The 22981-nt window shown below is 60.4% G+C and carries 23 protein-coding genes; 15 read left to right on the top strand and 8 right to left on the bottom strand.

The genetic code is table 11. The annotated features are described in order from the left end of the window. Positions 1-171: 171 nt before the first annotated feature. The 3 genes from CK944_RS18845 to CK944_RS18835 all read right to left on the bottom strand — a co-directional run bounded on the left by CK944_RS18845 (position 172) and on the right by CK944_RS18835 (position 2050). Positions 172-453 carry a hypothetical protein gene (locus tag CK944_RS18845; protein ID WP_103174616.1) on the bottom strand — a complete coding sequence of 94 codons (282 nt, stop codon included), beginning with the start codon at positions 451-453 and terminating at the stop codon, positions 172-174. 70 nt (positions 454-523) lie between these two features. Further along, entirely contained in the window at positions 524-1150 is a 627-nt protein-coding gene (locus CK944_RS18840) for a ParA family protein (protein ID WP_103174615.1), read from the bottom strand. Positions 1151-1204: 54 nt separating this feature from the next. After that, positions 1205-2050 (bottom strand): replication initiation protein, encoded by an 846-nt coding sequence (locus CK944_RS18835; protein ID WP_103174614.1) that lies wholly within the window; start codon positions 2048-2050, stop codon positions 1205-1207. 494 nt (positions 2051-2544) lie between these two features. On the opposite strand from CK944_RS18835, the gene CK944_RS18830 reads away from it, so the two are divergent. The 12 genes from CK944_RS18830 (at position 2545) to CK944_RS18775 (ending at position 15404) form a co-directional block, all read left to right on the top strand. Then, a complete protein-coding gene (locus CK944_RS18830; protein WP_103174613.1) occupies positions 2545-3582 on the top strand; it encodes a purine nucleoside permease in 1038 nt (345 codons plus the stop codon). Positions 3583-3687: 105 nt separating this feature from the next. Then, entirely contained in the window at positions 3688-4389 is a 702-nt protein-coding gene (locus CK944_RS18825; RefSeq protein WP_371411680.1) for a pyridoxamine 5'-phosphate oxidase family protein, read from the top strand. A 55-nt stretch (positions 4390-4444) separates the two neighbouring features. Next, positions 4445-5629 (top strand): ABC transporter substrate-binding protein, encoded by a 1185-nt coding sequence (locus CK944_RS18820; protein WP_103174612.1) that lies wholly within the window; start codon positions 4445-4447, stop codon positions 5627-5629. 47 nt (positions 5630-5676) lie between these two features. Beyond that, positions 5677-7593, top strand: coding sequence for an ATP-binding protein (locus tag CK944_RS18815; protein ID WP_239986154.1), 1917 nt, complete (start codon positions 5677-5679; stop codon positions 7591-7593). 1 nt (position 7594) lies between these two features. Beyond that, positions 7595-8866 carry a sigma-54 dependent transcriptional regulator gene (locus CK944_RS18810; RefSeq protein WP_103174610.1) on the top strand — a complete coding sequence of 424 codons (1272 nt, stop codon included), beginning with the start codon at positions 7595-7597 and terminating at the stop codon, positions 8864-8866. Positions 8867-9029: 163 nt separating this feature from the next. Then, entirely contained in the window at positions 9030-10352 is a 1323-nt protein-coding gene (locus tag CK944_RS18805) for an ABC transporter substrate-binding protein (protein WP_103174609.1), read from the top strand. Positions 10353-10421: 69 nt separating this feature from the next. Next, the gene (locus CK944_RS18800; RefSeq protein WP_103174608.1) at positions 10422-12152 is read left to right on the top strand and encodes an iron ABC transporter permease; all 1731 of its coding nucleotides are present in this window, start codon (positions 10422-10424) and stop codon (positions 12150-12152) included. A gap of 17 nt (positions 12153-12169) precedes the next feature. Further along, a complete protein-coding gene (locus tag CK944_RS18795; RefSeq protein WP_103174607.1) occupies positions 12170-13213 on the top strand; it encodes an ABC transporter ATP-binding protein in 1044 nt (347 codons plus the stop codon). 3 nt (positions 13214-13216) lie between these two features. Continuing rightward, a complete protein-coding gene (locus tag CK944_RS18790; RefSeq protein WP_103174606.1) occupies positions 13217-13774 on the top strand; it encodes a histidine phosphatase family protein in 558 nt (185 codons plus the stop codon). A gap of 88 nt (positions 13775-13862) precedes the next feature. Further along, complete coding sequence (locus CK944_RS18785) at positions 13863-14660, top strand: HAD-IIA family hydrolase (protein WP_103174605.1); 798 nt, start codon at positions 13863-13865, stop codon at positions 14658-14660. 136 nt (positions 14661-14796) lie between these two features. Continuing rightward, on the top strand, positions 14797-15021 hold the full coding sequence (locus CK944_RS18780) for an AbrB/MazE/SpoVT family DNA-binding domain-containing protein (RefSeq protein WP_089389169.1): 225 nt from the start codon (positions 14797-14799) through the stop codon (positions 15019-15021). Continuing rightward, entirely contained in the window at positions 15018-15404 is a 387-nt protein-coding gene (locus tag CK944_RS18775) for a type II toxin-antitoxin system death-on-curing family toxin (protein WP_103174604.1), read from the top strand. Before CK944_RS18780 ends, CK944_RS18775 begins: the two co-directional genes overlap by 4 nt. 143 nt (positions 15405-15547) lie before the next feature. Here CK944_RS18775 and CK944_RS18770 read toward each other — a convergent pair whose 3' ends face one another. The 3 genes from CK944_RS18770 to CK944_RS18760 are packed head-to-tail and all read right to left on the bottom strand — an operon-like array spanning position 15548 to position 20064. Beyond that, on the bottom strand, positions 15548-17578 hold the full coding sequence (locus CK944_RS18770) for a type IV secretory system conjugative DNA transfer family protein (RefSeq protein ID WP_103174617.1): 2031 nt from the start codon (positions 17576-17578) through the stop codon (positions 15548-15550). Next, on the bottom strand, positions 17571-19505 hold the full coding sequence (locus CK944_RS18765; RefSeq protein ID WP_103174603.1) for a relaxase/mobilization nuclease domain-containing protein: 1935 nt from the start codon (positions 19503-19505) through the stop codon (positions 17571-17573). The genes CK944_RS18770 and CK944_RS18765 overlap by 8 nt, the downstream gene beginning before the upstream one ends. Next, a complete protein-coding gene (locus CK944_RS18760; RefSeq protein WP_146038711.1) occupies positions 19486-20064 on the bottom strand; it encodes a helix-turn-helix domain-containing protein in 579 nt (192 codons plus the stop codon). Before CK944_RS18760 ends, CK944_RS18765 begins: the two co-directional genes overlap by 20 nt. 557 nt (positions 20065-20621) lie before the next feature. Here CK944_RS18760 and CK944_RS18755 point away from each other — a divergent pair. From CK944_RS18755 to CK944_RS18745, 3 genes are read left to right on the top strand one after another with little or no spacing between them, the layout of a single operon-like run. Beyond that, the gene (locus tag CK944_RS18755) at positions 20622-21389 is read left to right on the top strand and encodes a ParA family protein (protein WP_103174601.1); all 768 of its coding nucleotides are present in this window, start codon (positions 20622-20624) and stop codon (positions 21387-21389) included. Then, a complete protein-coding gene (locus CK944_RS18750; protein WP_103174600.1) occupies positions 21379-22077 on the top strand; it encodes a hypothetical protein in 699 nt (232 codons plus the stop codon). Before CK944_RS18755 ends, CK944_RS18750 begins: the two co-directional genes overlap by 11 nt. Further along, on the top strand, positions 22074-22481 hold the full coding sequence (locus CK944_RS18745) for a hypothetical protein (RefSeq protein ID WP_103174599.1): 408 nt from the start codon (positions 22074-22076) through the stop codon (positions 22479-22481). Before CK944_RS18750 ends, CK944_RS18745 begins: the two co-directional genes overlap by 4 nt. Before the next feature lie 150 nt (positions 22482-22631). On the opposite strand, the gene CK944_RS23350 is transcribed toward CK944_RS18745, so the two are convergent. Both CK944_RS23350 and CK944_RS23345 read right to left on the bottom strand, forming a co-directional pair. After that, on the bottom strand, positions 22632-22784 hold the full coding sequence (locus tag CK944_RS23350; RefSeq protein ID WP_158248068.1) for a hypothetical protein: 153 nt from the start codon (positions 22782-22784) through the stop codon (positions 22632-22634). Continuing rightward, positions 22781-22981, bottom strand: a 201-nt coding sequence (locus tag CK944_RS23345) for a hypothetical protein (RefSeq protein WP_158248067.1), incomplete at its 5' end; no start/stop codon positions are given. The genes CK944_RS23345 and CK944_RS23350, both read right to left, overlap by 4 nt.

Genomic DNA, 22981 nt, shown 5'->3' with positions numbered 1-22981 from the left:
CAATTTTTCGAGGTGCCCTTAAGCAACTTTCTGTGCACAAATGCACGGCTGCATAATTGGGCCTTCGCACAACAGCGCATCTGCACAATTTCACAGTTGTGAGGGCACATCTGCACGGTTGCACAACTGCGAAACCACACAATTGCACACCTGCAGGAATGCATACATGCACTAATCGCCGAATGCTCTTTTTGCTTCATGCCGCTTCCATAGCTCATTAAGCGCATGCTCAATCAACTCCGAATTGGTCATGTCCAAGCGGGCACGCAGGATCGCCACTCGCTCAAGAATTGGATCTCTCTTATCGAAATAGGCGCCTAGGTGCTTCTGCTCTGCCCTCTTGCCCGTGGCTTTTCCGGCTTTCTCTACTCCAGACTGTTCCGGTTCGTTCGTTTCCAGTTCCGGATCCGTTGCCTTGCCCATCGCCGCTAACAGCGGGTTCGGTTTCTTCATTTCTGCACTCCTGCCATCTTTCTAACCTGCAAATGTGCACACATGCACTTATGCAGGGATGCCACTATGGTTATTTGCCCCTTTGCATTTCAGCACGAACCCATGCCCATAGGTTCGCGACTTCATTAGCCGCCTTACTACTCGCATCCAGCTCTTGCACCGACTGACCAGAAGCGCTGGCGTCTCGATGTGCCTTTCTCCGGTGCAGGACAACAGGGGCAGCTTTAGCACCCATCGCCTCGATCACCTCCCGCGTCTGCGTCACTTCTGCTTGGCCGGTCGGGTTGGCCATGTTGATGACGGCCCAGACCGGGCGATCAAAGCCGCGGCACAAGCGCAGGGTCCGCGGCATCTGCTCTAAGGGCTCGACGTCTGGCGTGGTTGGGATAAGCACCAAATCAGCAATCTCAACGGCGGCTGGTGCCTCCGTTGAGCGAGCAGGGGGAGTGTCTATGATCACCAGGTCAGCTGCGCCCTTGGCTTGCTCCAAGCGCCTAGGCAATTCATTCTCAGTTGAGAACACAACTACCGGCATCTCCGCTTCCCGGCGCTCACCCCATTGGCTCACGCTCTGTTGAGCGTCCATATCAAGGATCAGCACTGAAAGCCCATCACGTGCCGCAGCAACAGCCAGTGATCGCACAAGAGTAGATTTACCTACTCCGCCTTTCTGCATCGCAATCGTGATAATCTGCATCACTGCCCCTTTGCATTTGTGCACATTTGCATATGTGCATTTCTGGTGTATCAGCTATTTGCTTAATTCTTCGATCAGGGTCTCAGGAAGGGCAGGGGGAAACAGATCGCCCTGTTGTCCTTTTTGTGCCTGCCACTGCACTTTTTGCTCTTCAACTGTCTTGAGCCACCATGACACCCTGAGCTTGGTGATCTTGCGACCTTGCTTCTCGATCACGTCGATCCGGCACGAGAAGGGAGCAAGCAGGTTCACCTCACCGACAGCAGGTTCAATCGCCTTGCGGCGCAGGGCGGCAAACGAGACCAGCTTGCCTTCAGGCACACCAAGATAGTCACGCAGCTCCTCAGTTTCGAAGTCGTTGTAGTAGACGTGCTTCAAGCCAATCCGCTTTGCGATGATTTCATAAAGAGCCATGCCGTATTTCGTCGCAAAGCCGTGAAGGATCTGCATCTCCAGACGCGCGAATATCTGACTGTCACGTAGGATCGGCAAAAGCTTAGGGTGCAGCTCATAGGTCAGCATTGTGGCGATGCCTGGACCAAATTTTTCGATGTCTGTCGGACCGAGCAGATGGACATTGCGGGTCGATCCGTCAGACATGCGCACGCGAACAACCGTCTGCATCAGGCTCAGAATGGCCTCCGTGACACGATCGTTGGAGGTATGGTTTCCCCGAAGCTCAGAAAAGGGGATGCGGTATTCTTGCCCTTCGGCCGCCATCTCGGGTCCGAACGCATTAGATAGCAGCTGATTGTAGATCCGCCGCGCAGCTAGTGTAATTTTTTCACCGCCACGAACCTCGATTAGTTCCGCCGGCTTGATGACTTCACCACGCCGCTGGAAGGCGTTGAGGGTGCCGCCATTGCTATTGTGACTTTTGGGGCGAGGTGCATCCCGCATGTATTGTAACCCGTAGTGCTTGGAAGGTCACAATAGGAGAAACTCGCTCGATTTGGGAAGAAGAATTCCACCCAACTCCCTGATATTGCGTAACCTCGCCCCAAAAGTCACAATAAGCATTGGTGACGATGCAGCAACCTCGCCCCAAAAGTCACAGTAGCATTGATGACGATGCAGCACCCTCGCCCCAAAAGTCACAATACCTCGCCCCAGAAGGCACAATACCTCGCCCGATAGGTCACAATACCTCGCCCAATAAGTCATTCTCACCGGGAATATAATATATGTTTCAATAGGTTGCTTTTCATAAAATGGAAGAAACTAAAAAGTATGAAGGCTGCCGGACTAGGGGACTTCTTGGGGATCCTCTAATCTTCATCTCAATCTTAAAGTGAACCTTCTCCGGCAAGACAATCAGCAATGCCTGACAGCAGCCCTGCCTGGCTCTATCCTTTTGGTTGGTGACATCTGCGGCGGCTGCTGTAGCCTACTCCTTGGCAGCCAAGAACAGGAGAGAACCCGTGCATGTCCTTATCAACATCTTGGCAGCCTACGCCGTTGCTCTGACCTCGACTGGGGCAGCCCTAGCCGAACCGATCCAGGTCAAGGTGTTCGTGGGCTCCATGTTCGAGATCGGCGAGAACACCGGCGATCGCGCGGGCGAATACCAGCACTGGTATGAACGCTATTGGAAAGACGCAGAGGCAAGCGAGGTGCTAGGTGCCTTTGCCCCTGTGCATTGTAACGATGATGGCGTCTGCGGCTCGGTCCTGGGAATGGGCAAGGTCAATGCCTCTGCCTCGATACAGGCCATCCTGCTGAACCCGGACTACGATTTCTCCAATGCCTACTACCTGATCACGGGGGTTGCTGGAACACCGCCCTCCAAGGGGACCATTGGTGACGTCGTGTGGGGAAGCTGGCTGATCGACTATGACCTCGGCCACCGCTGGGCGCCTGAAGAGGGCGAGCCGGGCGCGCCTGTCTTCATGCCACGCAAGGGCTACGAGGACTACCGCGTGCATCAACTGAACCCGGACCTTGTGGCCTGGGGCGTTCACCTCTCATCGGGCGTCGAACTGAAGGACTCGGAAGAGGCACGGACCTACCGGATGCGTTATCCGGATGAAGCCGCTCAGGCTACCCCTTCGGTGAAGGTCGGCACCCACATGACCGGCGACACCTTCTTCCACGGCCCGGGGTTGTCGGCCGAGGCGCAATACATGGCCGAGCTTTACGGCGCCGACGACTACCTGGTCACCGAGATGGAGGACAACGCCATCGCCCAGGTGATCAAGCGGCTGCATGGCACCGACAGGATCGCAGCCATCCGGGGTTCGGTAAACTTCGACCAGGGCAACCCGAGCGAAACCACCCTGCAGCACCTGGACCCTGCGCCGGGCGAGACGGCTGGTGGCTTTGCGGAAACGGTCGAGAACATCGCCCTGGTGGGGACTCCATTGGTCGATCACATTGTGAGCGAGTGGGAGACATGGAAGGACGGCGTGCCGGAAGCTCCGGCACAAGACTGATCCCACACCACTCAGGGCAGGTGATTGTGGCCTGGACCATCAGGTCGATGCCGCAATTGTCGGCGACGACATTGCCTCTCATCAAAGAGCACTCGGCATGCCTGAATGATTGACATGGATTGTTCAGGGACGGTCAATGGTTCCGCCCTCCAAATGTCGGGGGATGTATCAAACGCGGTAGTGTCAGAGGAGATGCCTGTGCCAGTTTGGGTCGAGACGCTGGAGGACCTGCATCGCTACTATGGAACACCAGCCGAGGCTTCGCAGATCAAGGTGACGACACGGCTTACCTCCGGCTACCGGGCCCATATTGAACGTGCCCGCTTCTGCATTCTGGCAACTGTCGGACCTGAAGGCACAGATTGCAGTCCGCGGGGCGACGAAGAGCCAGTGGTTCGCATCCAGGATGCTCACACTCTGCTGCTGCCTGACTGGAAGGGGAACGAGCGGATCGACTCCCTACGGAACATCGTCCGGGACGGTCGGGTGAGTCTGCTGTTCCTGGTGGCAGGGTCCAACGTGGCAATCCGGGCCAATGGGCAAGCGAAGATCTCTGCCGATCCGGAGCTGTCCAGACTGTTCGAGCGCCAAGGCAAGCTTCCTCGAACCGTCATCGTCATCCATTTGAAGGAGGTCTACTCGCAGTGTGCCCGCGCCCTGATCCGCTCCGGCCTGTGGACTGACGGCGACAGTTCTGCCGATCTTCCAAGCATCGGTGACATGCTCAAGGAGATTACCGCCGGCGAGTTTGACGGCGCGCGTTATAACGCCGAATGGCCGGAGCGGGCGAAGCAGACCATGTGGTGACCAGGGTTGCCCTGTCAGCCCTGAGAGTGCCACAAGCCTGCAGGGGAGGAAGACCATGCTGCAGGCAAGGTTGATCAGGGACAGGATATTCAGGCTGTGCGCAATCCTTGGCGGGATTATCCTTCTTGCTGGTCCAACTTCGTCCGAAGAGCTACGGATCATCACGTCCTACCAGGAGGAAGTTGTCGAGCCGATGCTGGAAGCGTTCGGTCGCCAACACCCTGAGATCCGTATCCGGGTTCTGAACAAGAACACACATGCCGCAGTCAGCGAAATGCTTGCCGGCAACGAGCGGCGTTTCGACCTGTTCTGGGCGTCGGCGCCCGAGGCCTTCGTAGTGCTTGATGAAGAAGAACGCCTCCTCGACTTGGGCAAAGGACCCTATTCAGATTTTGCCTGGTCAGCGCTTGGATGGTCATGGCACGTGTCTCGAGACCGCCCGGTGCCGCAGGATTGGGATGATCTCCTCAATCCTGGATTCGCGGGAGAGATCGCCATGTCTCATCCGATGCGATCGGGCACGATGCATTCGCTGTTGGAGACGATATTGCAGCGGCGAGGATGGCAGGACGGCTGGGCGTGGATCCTGGAACTGGCTGGCCAGCTCAACACCATCTCCGCCCGCAGCTTTGGCGTTCTCGAAGGTGTGGAGGAGGGGGAATTCGGCATTGGCCTGACCATCGACTTCCTGGCTTTGACGCAAGACACTCTGGAATTCCGCTACGGAACCCCGATCACCCTTATTCCGGCACGGATTGCGGCCTTGCAGGGTGGCATGCAGCCCGAAGCAGCCAAGCTTTTCATCACCTTCGTTCTTTCGGAGGAGGGGCAGCGCCTCCTGCTGCGTCCCGATGTGCATCGCATTCCCGCCCACACCGGAGTTCGAGACGAAGCGGCGCGTCTTCTGGATCCGGCCTGGGCCGCCCTGGACTTCACTCAAGCGCCCTATGATCCGAAGCTCGCCGCCGAGCGTTACTGGCAGGTCAATCAGCTTTTCGAGGCCTTTGTCGCTCGGGATCTGCTCCTGCGGAGAGACCTGTGGCGCCGGCTCAACCGGCTCGCAGGGTCTCAGCCGACCGAAGCTGACAAGGTCCGCCGACTGCTCACATGGATGCCGTTGACTGAAGACCAGGTGCGCGCAGCGAACCCTGATCAGGCGACAGTCCTGGAGTGGGCCGCCCGATCATACTCCATGCTGAATGAGGCCGATGCGCTGATCCGTGCCCTGGAGCAGCCGTGATACGTCGCGGCTCGATCCGGTCGCGGCTGGTGATAGCCTTGATCGCAATGGTCGTCGTCGCCACGGGAGTCCTCGCGGTCGGCATGCTCGTGATGCTGAAGGCGGAGCGGAATTTTCGGGCGCTGGCGCAGGATCGTATTCCCGCAGTTGCCCTGGCCGGAGAACTCGCTGAAGCGACCGGGGAACTTGCTGCGTTGGGCATGCAGATGGTGGCTGATCCGTTGGTGGCCGCGGATCGGATGAACCAGGCAATCGAAAACGCCTCTTCGACTGTCGCAGGGGTGCTGGCCTCTCCGGTCTGGTCGGCTGAACCTGGACGGGAGGCGACCCAGGGAAAGCTGGAAGCCGCCACGCACGACCTGCAGCGCGCCCTGAAGGATTTTCTCCGGCTCAGCGCTCAGCTTGACCGGCGAGCACAGACCGAGGCTCGCGCGGGAACAGAGCTGCGATGGGTCCATGCTGATATCCAGGATCAGGTGCAGGGAATCCTGAGCGATCTGTCGTTCAATCTCGATACTCGGTTGGCCGTGCTGATGGCAGGTGCGAGCGTCGGATCGCAGTCTGAGGCGGAGGAGGCACTGTCCCAGGACTGGCTGCTGCGGGACCGCGTGCAGCAACTCGGCTCGGAGGCCGCAACCCTGACGGCACTTCTCCTGCAGGCGCAGTCAGCGACCAGTCTGGACTCGCTGGAACAGACGCAGGCGCTCGGACGCGACACATTGGATCAGTTGAGCCTGGGGCAGCTGAACCTGGCGCCACGGGTGGATGTGGCGCTGCTGATCGAGGCTCTTGAGCGGCTGAAGGAACTTGCCACGGGAGATAATGGCATTTTCACGCAGGTTCGGAAGCGGCTGGAACTGCATCGGGCAGCCGTAACCCGTCTTCAGACAGCGCAGGATGTGTTGGCTCAGATGCAGGCGCTCTTGACCGACATGGGTCGGGCCGAGCGCGTCTGGGCGCAACGCGGAGCCGATGCCGCGGCAAGTGCGATCTTGCGAGGCTCGCTGTGGCTGGGGGTCGTGACACTGCTGGGCGCAATGATCACTGCAATCATCCTGGCTGTGTTTGTCCACAAGCGCATTCTCGTGCGGATCGAGGCGCTGTCCAGGGATCTCATCCGCATCGCGCGAGGCACATCCGAATTGCCTGAACCTGTATCAGGAAACAGGCCACGGGACGAGATCGACGAGATGGTCGCTGCGGTCGATGTCTTCCGCGCTTCCATCCAGGAACGCCGGCAGGCGGTGGAGCGACTGGAGACGACACAGCGCGAACTCGTGCAGGCGGGGAAGATGGCCGCGCTTGGGCAGATGTCGGCCGCAATCAGCCATGAGATAAACCAGCCCTTGGCGGCAATCGGTCACCGCCTTCATAATCTGCGCGCGGCCCATCCCGAGGCTGAGGGGTCGGTCCAAAAGATTGAAGGTCTTCTGCACCGTATCACGCGCACCATAGGCCACCTGCGCCGCATCGCTCGCCGCTCGGCCCATCAGAATTCCTGTGTTGTCCTGGCGGAGCCGTTGAGCGCCGCTCTGGAATTGCTGGATCACCGTGTGCGGAACGAGAACGTCCGTGTCGAAGGTCCCGACCTCACCGGCGTGATGGTATCGGCCGACGAAATCCTGCTGGAGCAGGTCTTGTTGAATGTCCTGGGGAACGCTCTGGATGCGATCGAGGCGCGAGACAGCGCGTCCGAGCAGGGACTGATCCACATCGATGTCCTAAACTCCGACTCTGTCGAGCTTGTCATTCGGGATAATGGCGTGGGCTTGGGTGGGCAGAGCGGCCAGAGCCTCATCGACCCTTTCGTGACAACGAAAGAGGCGGGCAAGGGCCTTGGCCTCGGGCTTTCCATTGCGTTCAACGTCATGCAGGACATGGATGGAAATCTCGAGATCGAGCAACATGACGGGGGAGGCGCCGAGGTCCGGCTGCGCCTGAACCGCTGGAAGACGGAAGAGTGACATGCCCGAAGTGATGCTGGTCGAGGACGATGCCGACCTTCGGCATGCAACCATCGAGACGCTCGAACTTGACGGTTTCCGCGTTCATGCCTTCGATTCAGCCCGGCCTGCGCTCGAGGCGCTTGCACCAGATTTTCCCGGGGTCATCCTCTCGGATCTGCGGATGCCGGGGCTTTCGGGTCTCGAGTTTCTGGAGCAGGCCCAGGTGCGTGCGCCAGAGGTGCCGTTCATCCTGATCACTGCTCATGGCGATATTCCGGTCGCGATCCAGGCCATGCGGGGCGGCGCCCACGACTTTCTTGAAAAACCCTGCTCCCCCGAACTGATGCTGAACGTGCTTCGCCGCGCGCAGGCCATGCGGGACATGCATCTGGAGAACAGCCGCCTGCGGCAAACCCGGATTGATGAGCGCATGATCGGACGGTCCGCCGTCATGCAGGAGTTGCGGCAGCGCCTGCGCGTCCTCGCAGGGCTTCAACTCGATCTCCTGATCGCAGGCGAAACCGGGACCGGCAAGGAGTTGGCTGCACGCATCCTGCACGACCTGTCGCCTCGCCCCCAAGGGCCGTTTGTTGCCGTGAACTGCGGCGCACTGACCGAGGCCGAGATCAACCGGGAGCTTTTTGGAACCAGCGAATCTCCGGGGCTGGTGGCGCGTGCAGATGGCGGAACCTTGTATCTGGACGAATTTGAAGCCATGCCGGACAGCCTCCAGGTGCGCCTGCTAAGAGTAGTGGAAACGCGCGAGATCACGCCTCTTGGCGCAGCACCGCACCCTGTCGATCTGCGTGTCCTGGCCAGTGTAAAAAGCCCGCCAGAGTTGTTGATCGAGGAGAACAGACTTCGTCCTGATCTTTTTCATCGCTTCAATGCTACCGTGCTTCTGCCACCCCTTCGTGATCGCGAGGACGATGCGCTCTTGCTGGTTTCTCATTTCGTGGCCGAAGCCTCCCGACGCCACGATCTGCCCAAGCCTCATCTTGATGCCACTGTGCGCCGCCGCATCGCCGGACATGACTGGCCGGGTAACGTCCGTGAAGCCAGGAACTTTGCCGAGGGGCTAGTGATCGGGCTGGAGATGACTTTCGCGTCCCCGGCTGGCGCAAGCAAGGGAAGCGACCTGGATTATGACACCGCAATGGGTTCCTTTGAGGCCCGCCTGCTGCGGTCCGCCTTGGTCCAGACCGGCGGGCGGAAGTCGGAGGCCGCCGAGCTTCTGGGCATCCCCCGCAAGCGGCTTTACCTGCGCCTTCGCCACCACCACATGCTGTAACACACGGAATGGGTCAGAACTGACACACGGGACGGGTCAGAGTTGACACATAAAATATAATTAAAACAAATGGTTGATTGGAAATTCTGATTGTTGCAGAGTTCTGGTCGCGTCCGTTGAGATCCGGCTGAATCGGCTCGCGGGCGTCTCTGGGAGGAGAAACATGCACAAGATTTTCAAGCTCAGCGCCATCGCGCTGATGATGACTTCGGCTGCCGCATTCGCGGATACCGTCACCGTGGTGACCTCGTTTTCCAAGGACCTGACGGATCCGTTCAAGGCAGCCTTCGAGGCCGCTCATCCGGATACCACCCTGGAAGTGGTCAACCGCAACACCAATGCCGCCGTTTCCTATCTGCAGGAAACCCGTGGCTCCAATACCACCGACCTGATGTGGGCTTCGGCGCCCGACGCTTTCGAGGTGCTGAAGGAGGACGGACTGCTCGCGAAGGTCGATGTGCAGTTCGAGGGGATCCCCGATCAGATCGGCGGCTATCCGGTCCATGACGCAGACGGAACCTACTACGGCTTTGCCGCCTCGGGTTACGGGATCATGTATAACACCCGCTATGTCGAGGCGAATGAACTGCCCGTTGCCAAGGAATGGGAAGACCTCAAGCGCGCGGAATACAACGGCCACGTCGCCATGTCCTCGCCCTCGCGTTCCGGCACCACCCACCTGACGGTCGAGACTGTCCTGCAGGGCGAAGGCTGGGACAAGGGCTGGGCCACCTGGAAGTGGATCTCGGGCAACATGAACACCGTGACCGAGCGGAGCTTCGGTGTGCCGGACGCGGTGAACTCGGGCTCGACCGGCTTCGGGATCGTGATCGACTTCTTCGGTCTGTCCTCCAAGGCCTCGGGCTTCCCGGTCGAGTTGGTCTATCCAAGCGTGACCTCGATCGTTCCGGCCAATGTCGGCATCATCGAAAACGCCCCCAATCCCGAAGGGGCAAAGAAGTTCGTGGAGTTCATCCTGTCTCCGGAAGGACAGAAGGTTCTGCTGGAACCGGCGATCATGCGTCTTCCGGTGAACCCCGATGCCTATGCCGACGCTCCCGAGGGCTTCCCCAACCCGTTCTCGGAAGAGTTCGCGCCTGGTGCCATCGAGTTTGACGTGGACAAGTCCGGCGCACGTTACGAACTGGTCAATTCCCTTTTCGACGTCCTGGTGACCTACCGGCTTGATGATCTGCGCGCTGCCGTCTCGACCGTGCAGCAGGCCGAGGCCGCCCATGCCGACAGCGGCAATCAGGAAGCCGCCGCACTGATCGCCGAGGCGCGCGCCCTGATCGAAGCCATGCCGATCACGGAAGAACAGGCGCTTGATCCCAGCTACGCCGGGGCCTTCACCGTTTCGCGTGCCGATCCGGAAACCGAGGTAGTCGGCCGTCAGGCCGAAATCGAGCAGGAATGGGACCGCTTTGCCGTCGAGAACTATGGCAAGGCAAAGCAGCTGGCCGAGCAGGCAATCGCGCTGAACTGATCGAACCCTTTCAGACCAGTCCCGCGCCGCCTTGGGCGGCGCGGGTATCAGTGATGCCCCGAGGATACCATGTCCGCTTCAACCGACACTGCCGCACGCCGCTTCACGCTGTTTCCCGCCTTGTCGGGTGCCGCTGTCGCGGGCATCGCGATCGCGATCTTCCTGATGGCTTTCCTGGTCCTGCCGGTCGCGCAGGTCCTCTATGTGGCCTTCCTGGATGCGCGCACTGGAGCCTTCACGCTTCAGAACTTCCAAGACTTCTTCAACACGACGTTGTTTCGCGAAAGCTTCGTGAACTCGTTCTACGTCTCGGCGATGTCGGTGGTGGTTGCGACGATGATCGCCCTCCCGCTGGCCTACATCACAACCCGCTTCAACTTCGCAGGCACGGCGGCGATCCAGGCGCTCGGGATCATCCCGCTGATCATGCCGCCTTTTGTCGGCGCGGTCGCGATGTCCCTGCTGTTCGGGCGAAACGGTTCGATCAACCTGCTTCTGAACCAATATTTCGGCATCCGTATTCCCTTCATGGAGGGGTTGAATGGCGTCATCCTGGTCCAGTCGATCCACTACTTCCCGTTCATCCTGATCAACCTGTCCGCTTCCCTGCGCAACATCGACCGGTCGATGGAAGAGGCGGCGCAGAACCTTGGCTCGCATGGCATGCGGATGTTCCGGCGGATCGTCTTCCCGCTAGCGATGCCCGGCTATCTGGCCGGGGCGGCACTGGTCTTCATCAAGGTCTTCGATGATCTGGGCACGCCCCTGCTGCTCAACGTCAACAACATGCTGGCGCCTCAGGCCTACCTGCGGATCACCGGAGTCGGCATCAACGATCCGATGGGCTATGTGATCTCGTTCATCCTGGTGGCCTTTTCGGTCTTCTCGCTTTGGGCATCCTTCCTGTTCATGCGCGGCAAGGACTATGCCACCGTGCAGAAGGGCGGCGGCGGACTGTCGCGGCGCGACCTGAAACCGCGCGAGAAATGGCTGGCCTGGGGCGTGATCCTGCTGATCCTTGCCCTGGTCCTGTCGCCGCATCTGGGCCTGCTTCTTCTGGCCTTTGGCACGATCTGGTCCTTCTCGCCCCTGCCGGACGGCTTCACCATCCAACACTTCGGGACGATCTTCACCCAGTCCTCGCAATATGTCTGGAACACGCTTGTCTATGCAGGCTCGGCAGCCCTGATAGACGTCGTGCTTGGCAGTGCGATCGCCTATATCGTCATCCGCACGGGCCTGCCCGGCCGGAAGTGGCTGGACTACATGGCCACGGCTGCACTCGCCGTTCCAGGGGTGGTGCTGGGGATCGGCTACCTGCGGATGTTCCATGGCATCCAGCTGCCCTTCGGTCTTGGCCAGATGTCCAGCTTCTGGGGAATCATCATCATTGCCTTGGCGGTGCGGCGGCTTCCTTACGCACTGCGTGCCTGCATGGCCGCGCTTCAGCAGGTCTCGATCTCTCTCGAGGAAGCTGCTGAAAGCCTTGGGGCATCGCGTTCCAGCACCATCCGCCGGATCGTGGTTCCCCTGATGACAGGCGGCATCCTGGCGGGCTTCGTCACCAGCTTCGCGACTGCAGCGGTCGAGCTGTCCGCAACGATCATGCTGGTTGGCCGGTCTTCGGACGCGCCGCTGGCCTATGGCATCTACCTTTACATGCAATCCCCGGCAGGACGCGGGCCCGGTGCGGCGCTTGGTATCCTCGCGGTCGTGATCGTGGCGCTTGGCACCTACCTGTCGCAGCGCATCATCGAGCGTGAGCGCGCCCGCCAGACAACCCCCGGCGATCAGCACTGAGTTTCGGAGAAGAACAGATGACACAGACCAAGGCCGGGATCCGGATCGAGAACCTGCACCTGTCGTTTGGTGAAACCAAGGTGCTGGAAGGCATCGACATGGTGATCGAGCCGGGCGAGTTCTTCGCCTTTCTCGGGCCATCCGGCTCAGGGAAATCGACGCTGCTGCGTGCGATCGCCGGCTTCGGGCCCACCCCGCGCGGCCGGATCCTCATCGGCGACCGCGATGTCGCCAACCTGCCGCCCTGGAAGCGCAATGTCGGCATGGTCTTCCAATCCTATGCCTTGTGGCCGCACATGTCCGTCAGACGGAATGTGGCCTTCGGGCTTGAGGAACGGCGGATGCCCGCCAGCAAGATCGCCCCCAAGGTCGAGGCCGCTCTGGAAACCGTGGGCCTGCTGCACCTGGCCGACAGGATGCCCGGGCAGCTTTCGGGCGGGCAGCAGCAGCGCGTCGCCCTGGCGCGGACGATCGCCATCGAACCGCAGGTGCTGCTCCTGGACGAGCCGCTGTCGAACCTCGACGCTGCACTTCGCGTGCAGATGCGGCGCGAATTGCTTGCGCTGCAGCGAAAGCTGGGCCTGACGACGATCTTTGTGACCCATGACCAGGAAGAGGCCAACACCACCTCGGACCGGATGGCCGTTCTGGACAAGGGCGTGATCCAGCAGATCGGCACCCCGCAGCAACTCTACGACCATCCTGCGAACTCATTCGTTGCGGGCTTCCTGGGCACCGCGAATGTGCTCAGTGGCAGGATGGATGGAGCGCATTTCATGACAAAGGCCGGCCAGCGGCTCTCGGTCAGCGCATCGTCGGAAAGGGCGACCCGCATCGTTCTGCGCCCCCAGAACATTCGGCTGTCCGGTTCCGGCGAAGGTGTTCCTGGAACGGTGAGGCACCGCGAGTTTCTGGGCAGCCAGATCCGCTATCTGATCGAGACACCCGATGGCCAGATCATCGTGGATACGCTCCACGCTACGGGTCAGCCACCCTACAGCGAGGGAGCAGCAGTGGTCCTTTCCATCGACAGCCAGAGTGCAGCCTTGCTGGAGGATTGAACCATGGCCCAGTTCTGGTTCATCCGCCACTTCCGCACGCCCTGGAACACCGAAAGCCGCTTGCAAGGCCAGCGGGATGTTGCCCTTGACGATCCTCTGGGCGCCGATGACCTCGCGGTGCTGGAGGCCAACCGCCGGGCCTTGGCGGGTCAGGATTTTGCGCTTGTGCTGACCTCGCCGCTTGGCCGGGCGCGGCAGACGGCGGCGCTGCACGGCTTTCCTGAAGCAGAACCCGATCCTGATCTCGCGGAACTCGCGTTTGGAACCTGGGAAGGCCGGACATGGGCCGATCTCGAGGCTGCCCATCCTGGCATGTGGCACAGCGAACCACACCGGTTGACCCTAGGCGAGCCATTTGCCGACTTCAGGGGGCGGATCCTGCGCGTCCAGCAGCGTGTTCTTTCGGCGAGCGGTCCGGTGCTGGCCTTCGGCCACGGCGCCTGGCTCTCAGGCCTGAGACAGGTGCTCGATGGGACAACCGGTTTCCCCGCGAAGAGCGTCGGAAACGGCGAGTTGGTCAAGCTTGACCTGACCCGGAATGGTCGGGTCCAGGTCAGCTAGGTGAACATCATTCGAGAGGGGCAGCAATCTGCTGTCCATCAATGCTACTGGACGCTGCAGGAAGACGCAGCATGATCAAGATCGGCTCATGACATTCCAGATAATGCTTCCCGGCAACGCGGCAATCATCAGCGACCTCGACGGGGTGACCTATCGAGGCGATGCTCCCATCCCCACGGCAGTTCGGGCCTTCCAGCACTGGCACGAGCATGGGGTGCCCTATGCCTTCGTGACCAACAACTCGACGAAAACAGCCGAGGAGTTTGCCGACAAGCTGAACAGGATGGATATTCCAGTGACGCCGGACCGGATCGTCACAAGTTCATTGGTCGTGGCCAAGCGCGTTCGAGCTGAAATCCCCGCAGCCTCACGCGTGATGGTGATCGGCGCACCCTCGCTGGTCGGGGCAATCAAAGCCCAAGGGTTTCAGATTGCGGACAGGGATGTCCAGGCAGTCGTCGTGGGCCTCGACCGTGCCTTCACGTTCGAGAAACTGCAGAAGGCGCAATCGGGCCTTCTGGCAGGGGCGTCCTTCTTCGGGACCAACGCTGATCGAATGTTGCCGCATGGCGCCGGATACGAGCCGGGGGCCGGATCAATCCTGGCTGCCATCGAGACGGCGTCGGGCGTGGCTCCCATTGTCACCGGCAAGCCGCAGCCCGACCTGATCCACATGGCGCTGGATATCTTGGGCAGCGATCCTGCGGCCACCTTCATGCTGGGCGATCAGATCGAAACTGACATCTTGGCAGGGCAGGCCGCCGGGCTGAAGACGATCCTGGTTCGGACTGGCGTGCCGCCAAGGGAGGTTCCTGGCGTCGCGGCAGACATCGTTGTCGAGTCTCTTCTGGAGTTGTCGTTGTCCCTGGAGAGGACGCTGCTTTAAGTAACGCCGCATCCGCATTGGAAGCAGCTTGTTTTGAACCTCAGGAACTTCGTGCGCCTTGGGGGGAGAGTGGGCTCAAACCTTGTCAACGCCTCAAAGAGAACGTATATACGAATGTATCAAGGGAGGCAGTGGCATGATGCACAGCAAGGTCCGCAAGGTAGGCAACTCCGCCGTGATGACGCTGACGACCGAGATGCTTGCGTTGCTGGACGTAAAGGAGGGCGACAGCCTGTTCGTGTTGCGCGGAGATGATGGTTCGCTGCGTATCACTGCGCACGATCCCGAAGTCATGGCCGCGCTTGAGGCTGCCGAGATCGTCATGGACGAGAACCGCGACCTGCTGGCAGCCTTGGCGTGACAGGCCCGGTCTGGGTCCCGCTTGCCGCCGTCATCGCCATTCATGATCGCCAGATCGCACGCCACGGTGGTGCTCCGGGCATGCGCGACCGCAGCCTGCTCGAGGCGGGCTGCGCCCGCCCGCTGAACCAGGCGGCCTATGGCACGCCTACGCTGCCCGAGCTTGCCGCAGCCTATGCCTACGGCATCGCCAAGGCGCACGCCTTTGTCGACGGGAACAAGCGGACCGCCTTTGTCACCGCCGTGACATTCCTGCGCCTCAACGGCTTGGGATTTCGCCCCGATCCGGTCCACGGCGTCCGCATGATGGAAGATCTTGCCTCGGGCGATGTGACCGAAGCTGCCTTTGCCGCGTGGCTGAACACAGAAATGACGGAGCTTTAAAGGTGGTTGCGCCAGAAAGAGTAGCGGGTGGCTTTCGTCCTAGCGGACTTGGCGCGGGCAATTGGAAACTGCCAGCCCATCGTCGAAAGACAAAATAATACAAGACAGCTGGCCACAAGGTTCTGTGGCCTCCTGCATAGGTTTCAGCCTGCCTCCAAGACATATCTGTCTTCATCGGGTGAAATCCTCCCCACCTTCTCGGCAGCCTCGACCATGACCCTGACCGCGGCATCGGTTGTGGAGATTGCCAGGCCTGACCCCACAAGGGGGTTGAGGTCTCGTCGCCGCAGGACGAGCGGCGCCGCGCTCTCGGCTTTCGGCGAAGCTGCGTCAGGATCAGGTGATTTCACTGGCGGCTGAGCATCGGATGACTTCGTAGCGATCTGATCAAGGACAACACGGGGCAGGGCGGCTTTCACCCGGCTCCGCTTGGTGGCTACGGCCTCCACCTTCTGCGCCAGTTCCGTGATCTTGTTGGTGGCCAGCATCAGCTCGCCGCGCATTGTGCGCAGTTCCATGTCCTTGGGATCGGGCCCGGGCAGCGGCCCTTTCTGCGCCTTGAAGATCGGCTTCAGCTCCCTGTCGTCGAAGTACTCGATCCGCCGTGCCTTGATGGGATGCTGGCCATTGGCCAGGATGATCACGTCATCTTTCTTCAGCCGCCCGGCCTCATCCTCGGTCAGCAGATCACGCTCTTCATGGCGTTCGGACACGTTGATCCCGTTAAAGGGTCCCTTTCCGATGGTCCTGGACTTTGAGGTGACCCGGACGGTGGTCTTGCCAACCGCCGCCGACAACTCGGCCTTTGTGCGCTGCTCGGAGGGGGCGAGATAGATCTTGACGCCTGCGCCCCCTTGCAACGAGAGCCGGGTGTCTTCGCCGTAGATCTTGTCGAGGGCCGGGATGGTCTGGGTCACGACAGCCAGGTGACCGCCATAGGCCCGTAGCGTCTTGATGCTGTCCGTCACGCTCGGCATGCGGCCCAGCATGTCGAACTCGTCCAGCATGATGATGACACGCCAAGGCTCATCTTCACCAGGAAGATGGTCGTGCAGGCTCGACAGAAGGTCCGAGAAAAACAGCCGGACGAGAGGGGCGATGGCTGTGATCTTGTTATGAGGCGGTGCGATAAAATAGGCGGACTGCGGAAAGCGCCGGAAATCCCGGAAGCTGAAGTCGCTGGTTTCCGTCGCCCGGTCGATGGCCGGGTTAGACCAGAGCGACAGGCCCGAGGTCATCAGGAGCGAAAGATACGAAGTCAGGGTCCGGTCATTGGTCGAGGCCAAGCGCTCAAAGATCAGGCGCGCAGCCGGACTTTTCACCTCATCGGCATATTTCAGGTACTGCTTCTGCTTGTCCCCTCCGGATGATGCCAGCCGGTAAATCTCTCCCAGCGTCGGCGTGCCGCGTTCGATCGCGTAGATGCCGCAGGCCACGAAGAGATCAATACCGCCTTCAAGCAGGCCCTTGGCCCCATCATCCTCAGTCTGCAAGAAGAGCTCGGCCAGAAGACGGATTTCCATCTGGCGCTGATCGGGGTTCGGCAGCGCATTGATCCGGTCCAGAGGATTATAGCGGTGGCCGGGGTTGTCCCAATCAAGCGGCGCAAACCGCCAGATCTTGTCACCCATGGACTGCCGGTGGCGGCTGGTCTTTTCGAAGTTCTCGCCCTTCACGTCGAGAACCACGGCGCTGCCTTGGAACAGGAGAAGGTTCGGGACAACGAAGCTGATCCCTTTGCCGGCCCCGGTGGGCGCGACAAGCAGGCAATGGGGAAAGGCTGCTGAACACAGAAACCGCCCTCGGCCTTTCGGTGATCCTGTCTTGCCGACCACGAAGCCGCGTCCCGGCTTCCCGAAAAAGCCGTTCTTCTTCAGTTCACGCCTGCTTTGCCAATGCGCCGTGCCAAAGGCCGTCAGCTTCTCGGTGAGGACATTGGCCGCCAGCACCAGTGAGAGAAGAACAAAGCCGCCCCAGATCAGGTTCAGGATCTGAAACGCTCTTGGATCGGTGGATCGCAAGGAAGGGTACTCTCGGGCAATCGCCAACCAATCGAGATACTGGCCGTTGTACCCACGCCAGAACGACAGAAAGCCTGTTCCGATGATATAGGCAAAGCCGGTGCCCAGGACAGCAAACAGCAGTGCCCCACCCAGGATGTGCAGCTTATTCATGGCCGCCTCCCTCATGGCCGCGTTCCTGGCGTTGCCGCTCGCGCTCCTCGCTCAACTGCTCGCTGACACGCTCAAGGCCATGCCGGGCTGCCGGGTCGCCTGCCGCACGCAGGTAATCCCGAGCCATCGCCAGCTGATCGTCGCGATCGCCGACCCCGCGCAAGACATCCACGTCCCCGCTCTTCAGCCGGACCAGCTCATCGCGGGTGAGGGTCCGCTCGATGGCCTCGCGCAACCGCCGCTCCTCTTCGGCCCCAACCGGACGGGCGTATCGGGCCAGCTCTGCGTAGTCAGCGCCGAGGCCGTCACACGACCCGATCGAGGTGGTTGGCGCATGCTCAAGTGCATCCGCCTGGCGCGACCGCTCCATCTGCGCGGACGGATCGAGGTGATCCTGCAAGCGGTCAGCCTCAGCACTGATGTCGACGTCCTCGGTGCCGATTTCACGTTGTGCTTTCGCCATGGCAGCGGTCTCCACCGGTTCACCATGCTGGCTCGCGGCACGCTGATGAATGGCATCGTCCACGCCGTACGCGTCTGCCACGCGATCATAAGCGGCATCCACCACGGCGATCGCCTGCTGCAACTGTGCCTTGTCGCGCAGATCCAGACCGCGCAGATCAGCCACGCTTTGCAGATCCTGCTGAACCCACCGGGCTTCCAGAGCCGCGGAACTGGTGCCGACCCGCATCCGGGCCTCGACCTCGACCGGATCGATGCCGGTCCCGTCCAAGGCGACCGTCAGCTTGTCCCGTCCCTCCAGGGCAAAGCGGGTGTTCACCATGCCGAGGTTCTGCGCCGAATAGATGCCTTCTTCGCTGGCGCTCTCGCGCAACTCCCGCGACCGGGCGCCCAGAGGCTGCAGATGCTCCACCGAGGTCAGTGCCTCGGCCAGCTTGCGCTCCATGGCGGGACGCTGGTTCGGGGCCGCATCCGCAATGCGCTGCTCGGCGTCATCGACGGCCTTTCTCAAATTCGCGGCGGCTGTGTCAAAATCTTCGACCAAGGACATATAAGGTTCCCCTTTCGATATCATGGCGCCACCCCCGGCCAGGACGGAGGACGCCTTCTCCAATGCTGTTGCCAGATCCTGCAAGTTCTGCTGCGAGGCAAAGCTCGCCAGCTCGCGATAGCGCAGGGACCAATCGCGAACTTCCTGCGTGGCACGAATAAGTGCCTCGCCAATCCGGGGCCTGCCTTCCGGTGCCTCAAAAGCGGTTCCCGATTGCACCGCCTTTTCCCGAGCCCGCCGCCACTCTTCGTCGGTCGGCGGATAAGGGAGATGTCCCCGCTGCAAACGCGAGGTGGCCTCCAGCCGAATGCCGTAGCGATCGGCATGATCGACCATGGCCTCCTTAAAAGCCTCGTAGCTGTATTCCGTGCCCCGCCGCAGGATGAAGTAATCGCCATCCTCCCCGCGCCGGTTGACGATGATATGGGCATGGGGGTTTTTGTTCGGGCTGTCGGTATGAACCGCAATCATGTAGTCAAAGCGACCGCCCAGCTTTTCGCGGCAGATCTCCCCCGCAATCAGGCTGACATGGCTGGGCTTTGCCCCGCGCGGAAAGGACATCAGCAAATGGCTGGTCCGCGCCGCATTCATCTGGCCTTTCCAATGATCAGACCACCGCGATACGGCAGCCTCGATCTGCTCCGGGCTCAATGTCTTTGCACCGTCAAGCAATCCCCGGGAGTCGTGAATATCCACGCTCTTGGAGAAGAGATAATTGAACTGGGCCGAAAGCTGGCCGGGTGAAGAGCATCCACCCGTCCGGATCATCTTGAAGACGGCGGGGGAGGCGCCCTGGGCCGCGCGGGCCATATGGCGGGCATGACCGATATTCCGGCCCCGACCGACTTTCCCCCAATCCTCCTCGAAGAGCCTGCCGGTAACGGCAGTCACCGCATTAACGCGGCTCATCGCCATCTCCCGTCATTCCGGCAACAAAACGGCTGACTGTCTTTGAGGCCCGCTTGCCCTCCATGTCCCGGATGGTCACCGACACGCCTTCAAGCTGTTCGAGAAGACCAGCCAGAAGCTGCTCCTGCGGCTTGCTCAGCTTTAACTGCTGACCGCGCCGGACCTCGTAGTTCTTGGTTGCGACAAGCTGGTTCACATTCCGCCCGATGGCGGACAACTCCCCCGCCACCGCGCGCAGGGCAGCGGCCAGGTCGGGATCTGGCTCCAGAAAGCCGGCGGGCACGCGACACACCCGACGCAGCGCATCGGCGCGGCTGGAAAGACCAAGCCGTCCCGTAAAAGCGTCAAAGGCTGCAAGGCTGTTGCGATCAACGGTGAACGACACCGGGGCCGTGCGGGCATCGGTGACCGCTTCCTTCTCGTGCAAGGCATTCAGGGCGCGGTAGATCGTCGGCCGTGTGACACCATAGGCCTTGGCCAACACCGTGACAGGCACACCCGCGCGCACCGAGGCGGCAATCTTTTTCACGTCAGAGGGGCTGAGCTTGGAAGTCCGTCCGGGCATCAATCAGGTGTAAAAAATTAGATATGTATTTCTTGCCAATTTACAACCCACCGTTGAGCAAGACTGAGGGAATGTCAATGACGTCAGGCTGGGTCAGCGGTGGGTTTCCGTTTCAGGCGGGAGGTGGCGGCAATCCGCTACCGTACGAACCTGATTGCAGTGCTTCGGAGCGGTTGGTGTGGCTCTCGGGGTTCTGGACGTGCAGTAGGGGAGGGTAGGCAGTCTCCTCAAGGCGCCTCCATGGAAAGGCTTCGGCACAGCGGGCCGTCGATCCCACCGGTGCAAGTAAGGGAAACCACAGGGTCATGCCAGCCTGTATGACTATATCTGTGACGTGTGCTCATGCCGAAGGGAGTGACGCGCGCTTATGACGGAAACTGATAACGTAATTCCATGAAGCTTTACCGTGACGCTCGTCCATGTCGGGTCTTATGCCGTATTGACATGCCTCTTGTTCATGACAGCATAAGCATCATGGGAGCGGGTCATTTCACCGGCCACAATCTTGTTTGAAAAGGCCCCAAAAAAAGGCCGATGCAGAGGGCGGAGAAAACTATATGGCAATCGTGCTTGGGATCATGAGCAGCAAAGGTGGTGCCGGAAAATCGACCATCACGAAGCTGCTCGCGTCGGCCTTCGCCTTTACCGAAAACAGGTGCCTGATCATCGACCTCGACCCCAACAAGGACATTGTCAACTGGTGGTCAACAGCGACGCAAACAGGCTATGTCGACGACAACATCATTGTCAGGCCGGCAATCAATGGCGATGACCTGTTCGATTTGGTTGACCGGTACGAAAGTGACGTCAATTTCATCCTGATCGACACCAAAGGCGAAGCCAGTTCCTGGGCTGTTGATCTCGCAAGTGTTTCAGACATTCTGATCGTTCCCTGCATGAATGCCAAGGGTGACCGTGAACGGACTCAGGAGACAATAGATTGGTATGAGGATCTGAAATCCCGGGCAGAAAACGCGGACAGGATCCCGCCGCTCCACGTCGTGCTGTCCAGGGTGAAGCCCAATCTTCTGACCCATGTCCGCGGCACGCCCAAGCCAAAGGATCTGGCAAGCCGCGAGTTCGAGCGCCATTACGAGATCATCGACCAGTTCAATCCCCTGGCCACAATGGTCGCGGAGAAGTCCCAGTACCGGGAAATGGATGAGTTGGGTCTGCTGGGCGTCATTCTCAAAAGGTATCGCGAAAGTGGCGATCCTAACGAGAAGCTTAAGGCCCATCACTTCGAGGTTGCTCTGGCTCACGCCATCACGCTCGTGAATAACATCTTCGACAAGAGAAAAATGGAAACGTCCGATGCCGCGTGATCGGATCAAGACAACCCGGGAGGATGCCACCGGCTTCGAGGAAAAGCCGAAAGGCGCTCGGAAAGAGTCGATCCTCAAGTCGCTCGATCAGGGCGCCGTGGCCAGTTTCGCCAAGCGCAAGCCCGTGACCAAGGCTGCTGATGAGCAATCAGTCACGCTACTAGATCAGCCAAAGTCCGAGGGTGATCATGCAGACAGTGACGCCGCGGTCGGCCTTACGGACACACAGAGCCTGGATGTACAGCCTGCTGCTGATGAAGCAGGAGGGTCAGGGCCACAGGATGGAGCACTCGCCGACGGGCTTGCCGAACTTGTGGTGCCGCCTCGCACCAGGTCTGCCGGAACACTGCACCTCACCCTTCGCTTGCGCGTCCTGCACAGGCATGTGCCGGCAATGAACATGCTGGCCGGGCAGGGCATCAAACCGGACACGGTACTGCGCAAGGCCTACGGTCGCCTCCCTCCGTTCCGGTTTGAGCCTCACTATGTTCCCCGCGTTGCTGAGCCGAGCGGTCCGGTTGCCTGGAACCATCGAATGACCGTCACCGTCCTGAAAACGACCCTTCAGGCCATCGAGGGCCAGGTTCGCGATGGCGCAAGTGCGCCGCGGTCTCATCTCCTGCTCGGCCAGATCGAACGCGCCTGGTTTTCCAGTCTGGATGACACCATCAAGGAACTCTCGAAATGAAGCACATGGCTTTTGCCGCTGCCTTCTGTGCGGTTGCTGTCCCTGCATCTGCTTGGGAGGAACAAACCGATTTCCGGGGTCTTCATATCTACACCGCCTCCGATGACGGGATCTACGCCACGGCCGTCTGTGATCCCGATGGCGCGTTCGTTCCTCCGACGAACCACCTGAGCGTCACGCTCAACGGCGAGCTGCTGGATGGGGATTATCTGATCAGGTCAGCAACAGAGACGCATCAAGGCAAGATGGTCTCCGGCTCCGCTGTCAGTCGCGATGGCGAAGACTGGAAGGGCCTCGTCGGCGTTCTGCGCAGCGGGTCGCAGATCGAGCTGATAGCAAACGGCAAGACCTTCCGGTTGGACACAGGCTCCGCGTTTCCGGTTTCATGTGGTGCAGACGCCTAAAATCTTCTGAGGCAGGCAAACTTGCGACCTTCTTCTCGTCGTACTCGGCCACGATCTCGGACAGGCTGCGGCGCAGCGCCGGTGCGGCATGTTCCTGCGTCTCTCCGATCTTCGGAAACTCGGTGTTGTGATAGGTCATGTCGTCACCCGTCAGCCTTGGCCCAGGAAACGCTCGAAGGCGGTCCGGCCGTTGTCCGTTACTTCCCAAACCTCATGGCCGTGGCGGCGCGCGAAGCGCCAAGCCAGGGCCTCGGTGTCATGGGCGCGGGAACGCGCCCTTGTCTCGATGATCCGCCATGTCATGCGGTCGCCTCCCGCCGGGCGGCGAATGCATCGAGCATGAGATAAAGCGTCTCCAGGGTGGGCGCGTCTCCATAGATGACGTCACGGCCAACCAGGGTAGGGTCAGCCTCGCACTTGGCCCGAACGCGCAGATCGTGGTCAAGATAGGCATTGACGGTGAAGCGATTTTCACCTGCGCCGCTGTCGTAGAAATAGAC

It is taken from the genome of Paracoccus sp. SY, assembly GCF_002901215.1.
Lineage (GTDB): Bacteria > Pseudomonadota > Alphaproteobacteria > Rhodobacterales > Rhodobacteraceae > Paracoccus > Paracoccus acridae.
Note: the sequence above shows the minus strand (reverse complement) of the source record. Positions and strands in the feature narration are given on the sequence as shown.

Excerpts from the sequence above, each read along its gene's own strand:
- CK944_RS18820 (WP_103174612.1), top strand. The coding sequence starts at position 4,445 with ATGCTGCAGGCAAGGTTGATCAGGGACAGGATATTCAGGCTGTGCGCA.
- CK944_RS18835 (WP_103174614.1), bottom strand. The coding sequence starts at position 2,050 with ATGCGGGATGCACCTCGCCCCAAAAGTCACAATAGCAATGGCGGCACC.
- CK944_RS18780 (WP_089389169.1), top strand. The coding sequence starts at position 14,797 with ATGATGCACAGCAAGGTCCGCAAGGTAGGCAACTCCGCCGTGATGACG.
- CK944_RS18760 (WP_146038711.1), bottom strand. The coding sequence starts at position 20,064 with ATGCCCGGACGGACTTCCAAGCTCAGCCCCTCTGACGTGAAAAAGATT.
- CK944_RS18805 (WP_103174609.1), top strand. The coding sequence starts at position 9,030 with ATGCACAAGATTTTCAAGCTCAGCGCCATCGCGCTGATGATGACTTCG.
- CK944_RS18840 (WP_103174615.1), bottom strand. The coding sequence starts at position 1,150 with ATGCAGATTATCACGATTGCGATGCAGAAAGGCGGAGTAGGTAAATCT.
- CK944_RS18750 (WP_103174600.1), top strand. The coding sequence starts at position 21,379 with ATGCCGCGTGATCGGATCAAGACAACCCGGGAGGATGCCACCGGCTTC.
- CK944_RS18815 (WP_239986154.1), top strand. The coding sequence starts at position 5,677 with ATGGTCGTCGTCGCCACGGGAGTCCTCGCGGTCGGCATGCTCGTGATG.
- CK944_RS18755 (WP_103174601.1), top strand. The coding sequence starts at position 20,622 with ATGGCAATCGTGCTTGGGATCATGAGCAGCAAAGGTGGTGCCGGAAAA.
- CK944_RS18845 (WP_103174616.1), bottom strand. The coding sequence starts at position 453 with ATGAAGAAACCGAACCCGCTGTTAGCGGCGATGGGCAAGGCAACGGAT.
- CK944_RS18765 (WP_103174603.1), bottom strand. The coding sequence starts at position 19,505 with ATGGCGATGAGCCGCGTTAATGCGGTGACTGCCGTTACCGGCAGGCTC.
- CK944_RS18770 (WP_103174617.1), bottom strand. The coding sequence starts at position 17,578 with ATGAATAAGCTGCACATCCTGGGTGGGGCACTGCTGTTTGCTGTCCTG.
- CK944_RS18745 (WP_103174599.1), top strand. The coding sequence starts at position 22,074 with ATGAAGCACATGGCTTTTGCCGCTGCCTTCTGTGCGGTTGCTGTCCCT.
- CK944_RS18795 (WP_103174607.1), top strand. The coding sequence starts at position 12,170 with ATGACACAGACCAAGGCCGGGATCCGGATCGAGAACCTGCACCTGTCG.
- CK944_RS23350 (WP_158248068.1), bottom strand. The coding sequence starts at position 22,784 with ATGACATGGCGGATCATCGAGACAAGGGCGCGTTCCCGCGCCCATGAC.
- CK944_RS18785 (WP_103174605.1), top strand. The coding sequence starts at position 13,863 with ATGACATTCCAGATAATGCTTCCCGGCAACGCGGCAATCATCAGCGAC.
- CK944_RS18800 (WP_103174608.1), top strand. The coding sequence starts at position 10,422 with ATGTCCGCTTCAACCGACACTGCCGCACGCCGCTTCACGCTGTTTCCC.
- CK944_RS18810 (WP_103174610.1), top strand. The coding sequence starts at position 7,595 with ATGCCCGAAGTGATGCTGGTCGAGGACGATGCCGACCTTCGGCATGCA.
- CK944_RS18825 (WP_371411680.1), top strand. The coding sequence starts at position 3,688 with ATGATTGACATGGATTGTTCAGGGACGGTCAATGGTTCCGCCCTCCAA.
- CK944_RS18790 (WP_103174606.1), top strand. The coding sequence starts at position 13,217 with ATGGCCCAGTTCTGGTTCATCCGCCACTTCCGCACGCCCTGGAACACC.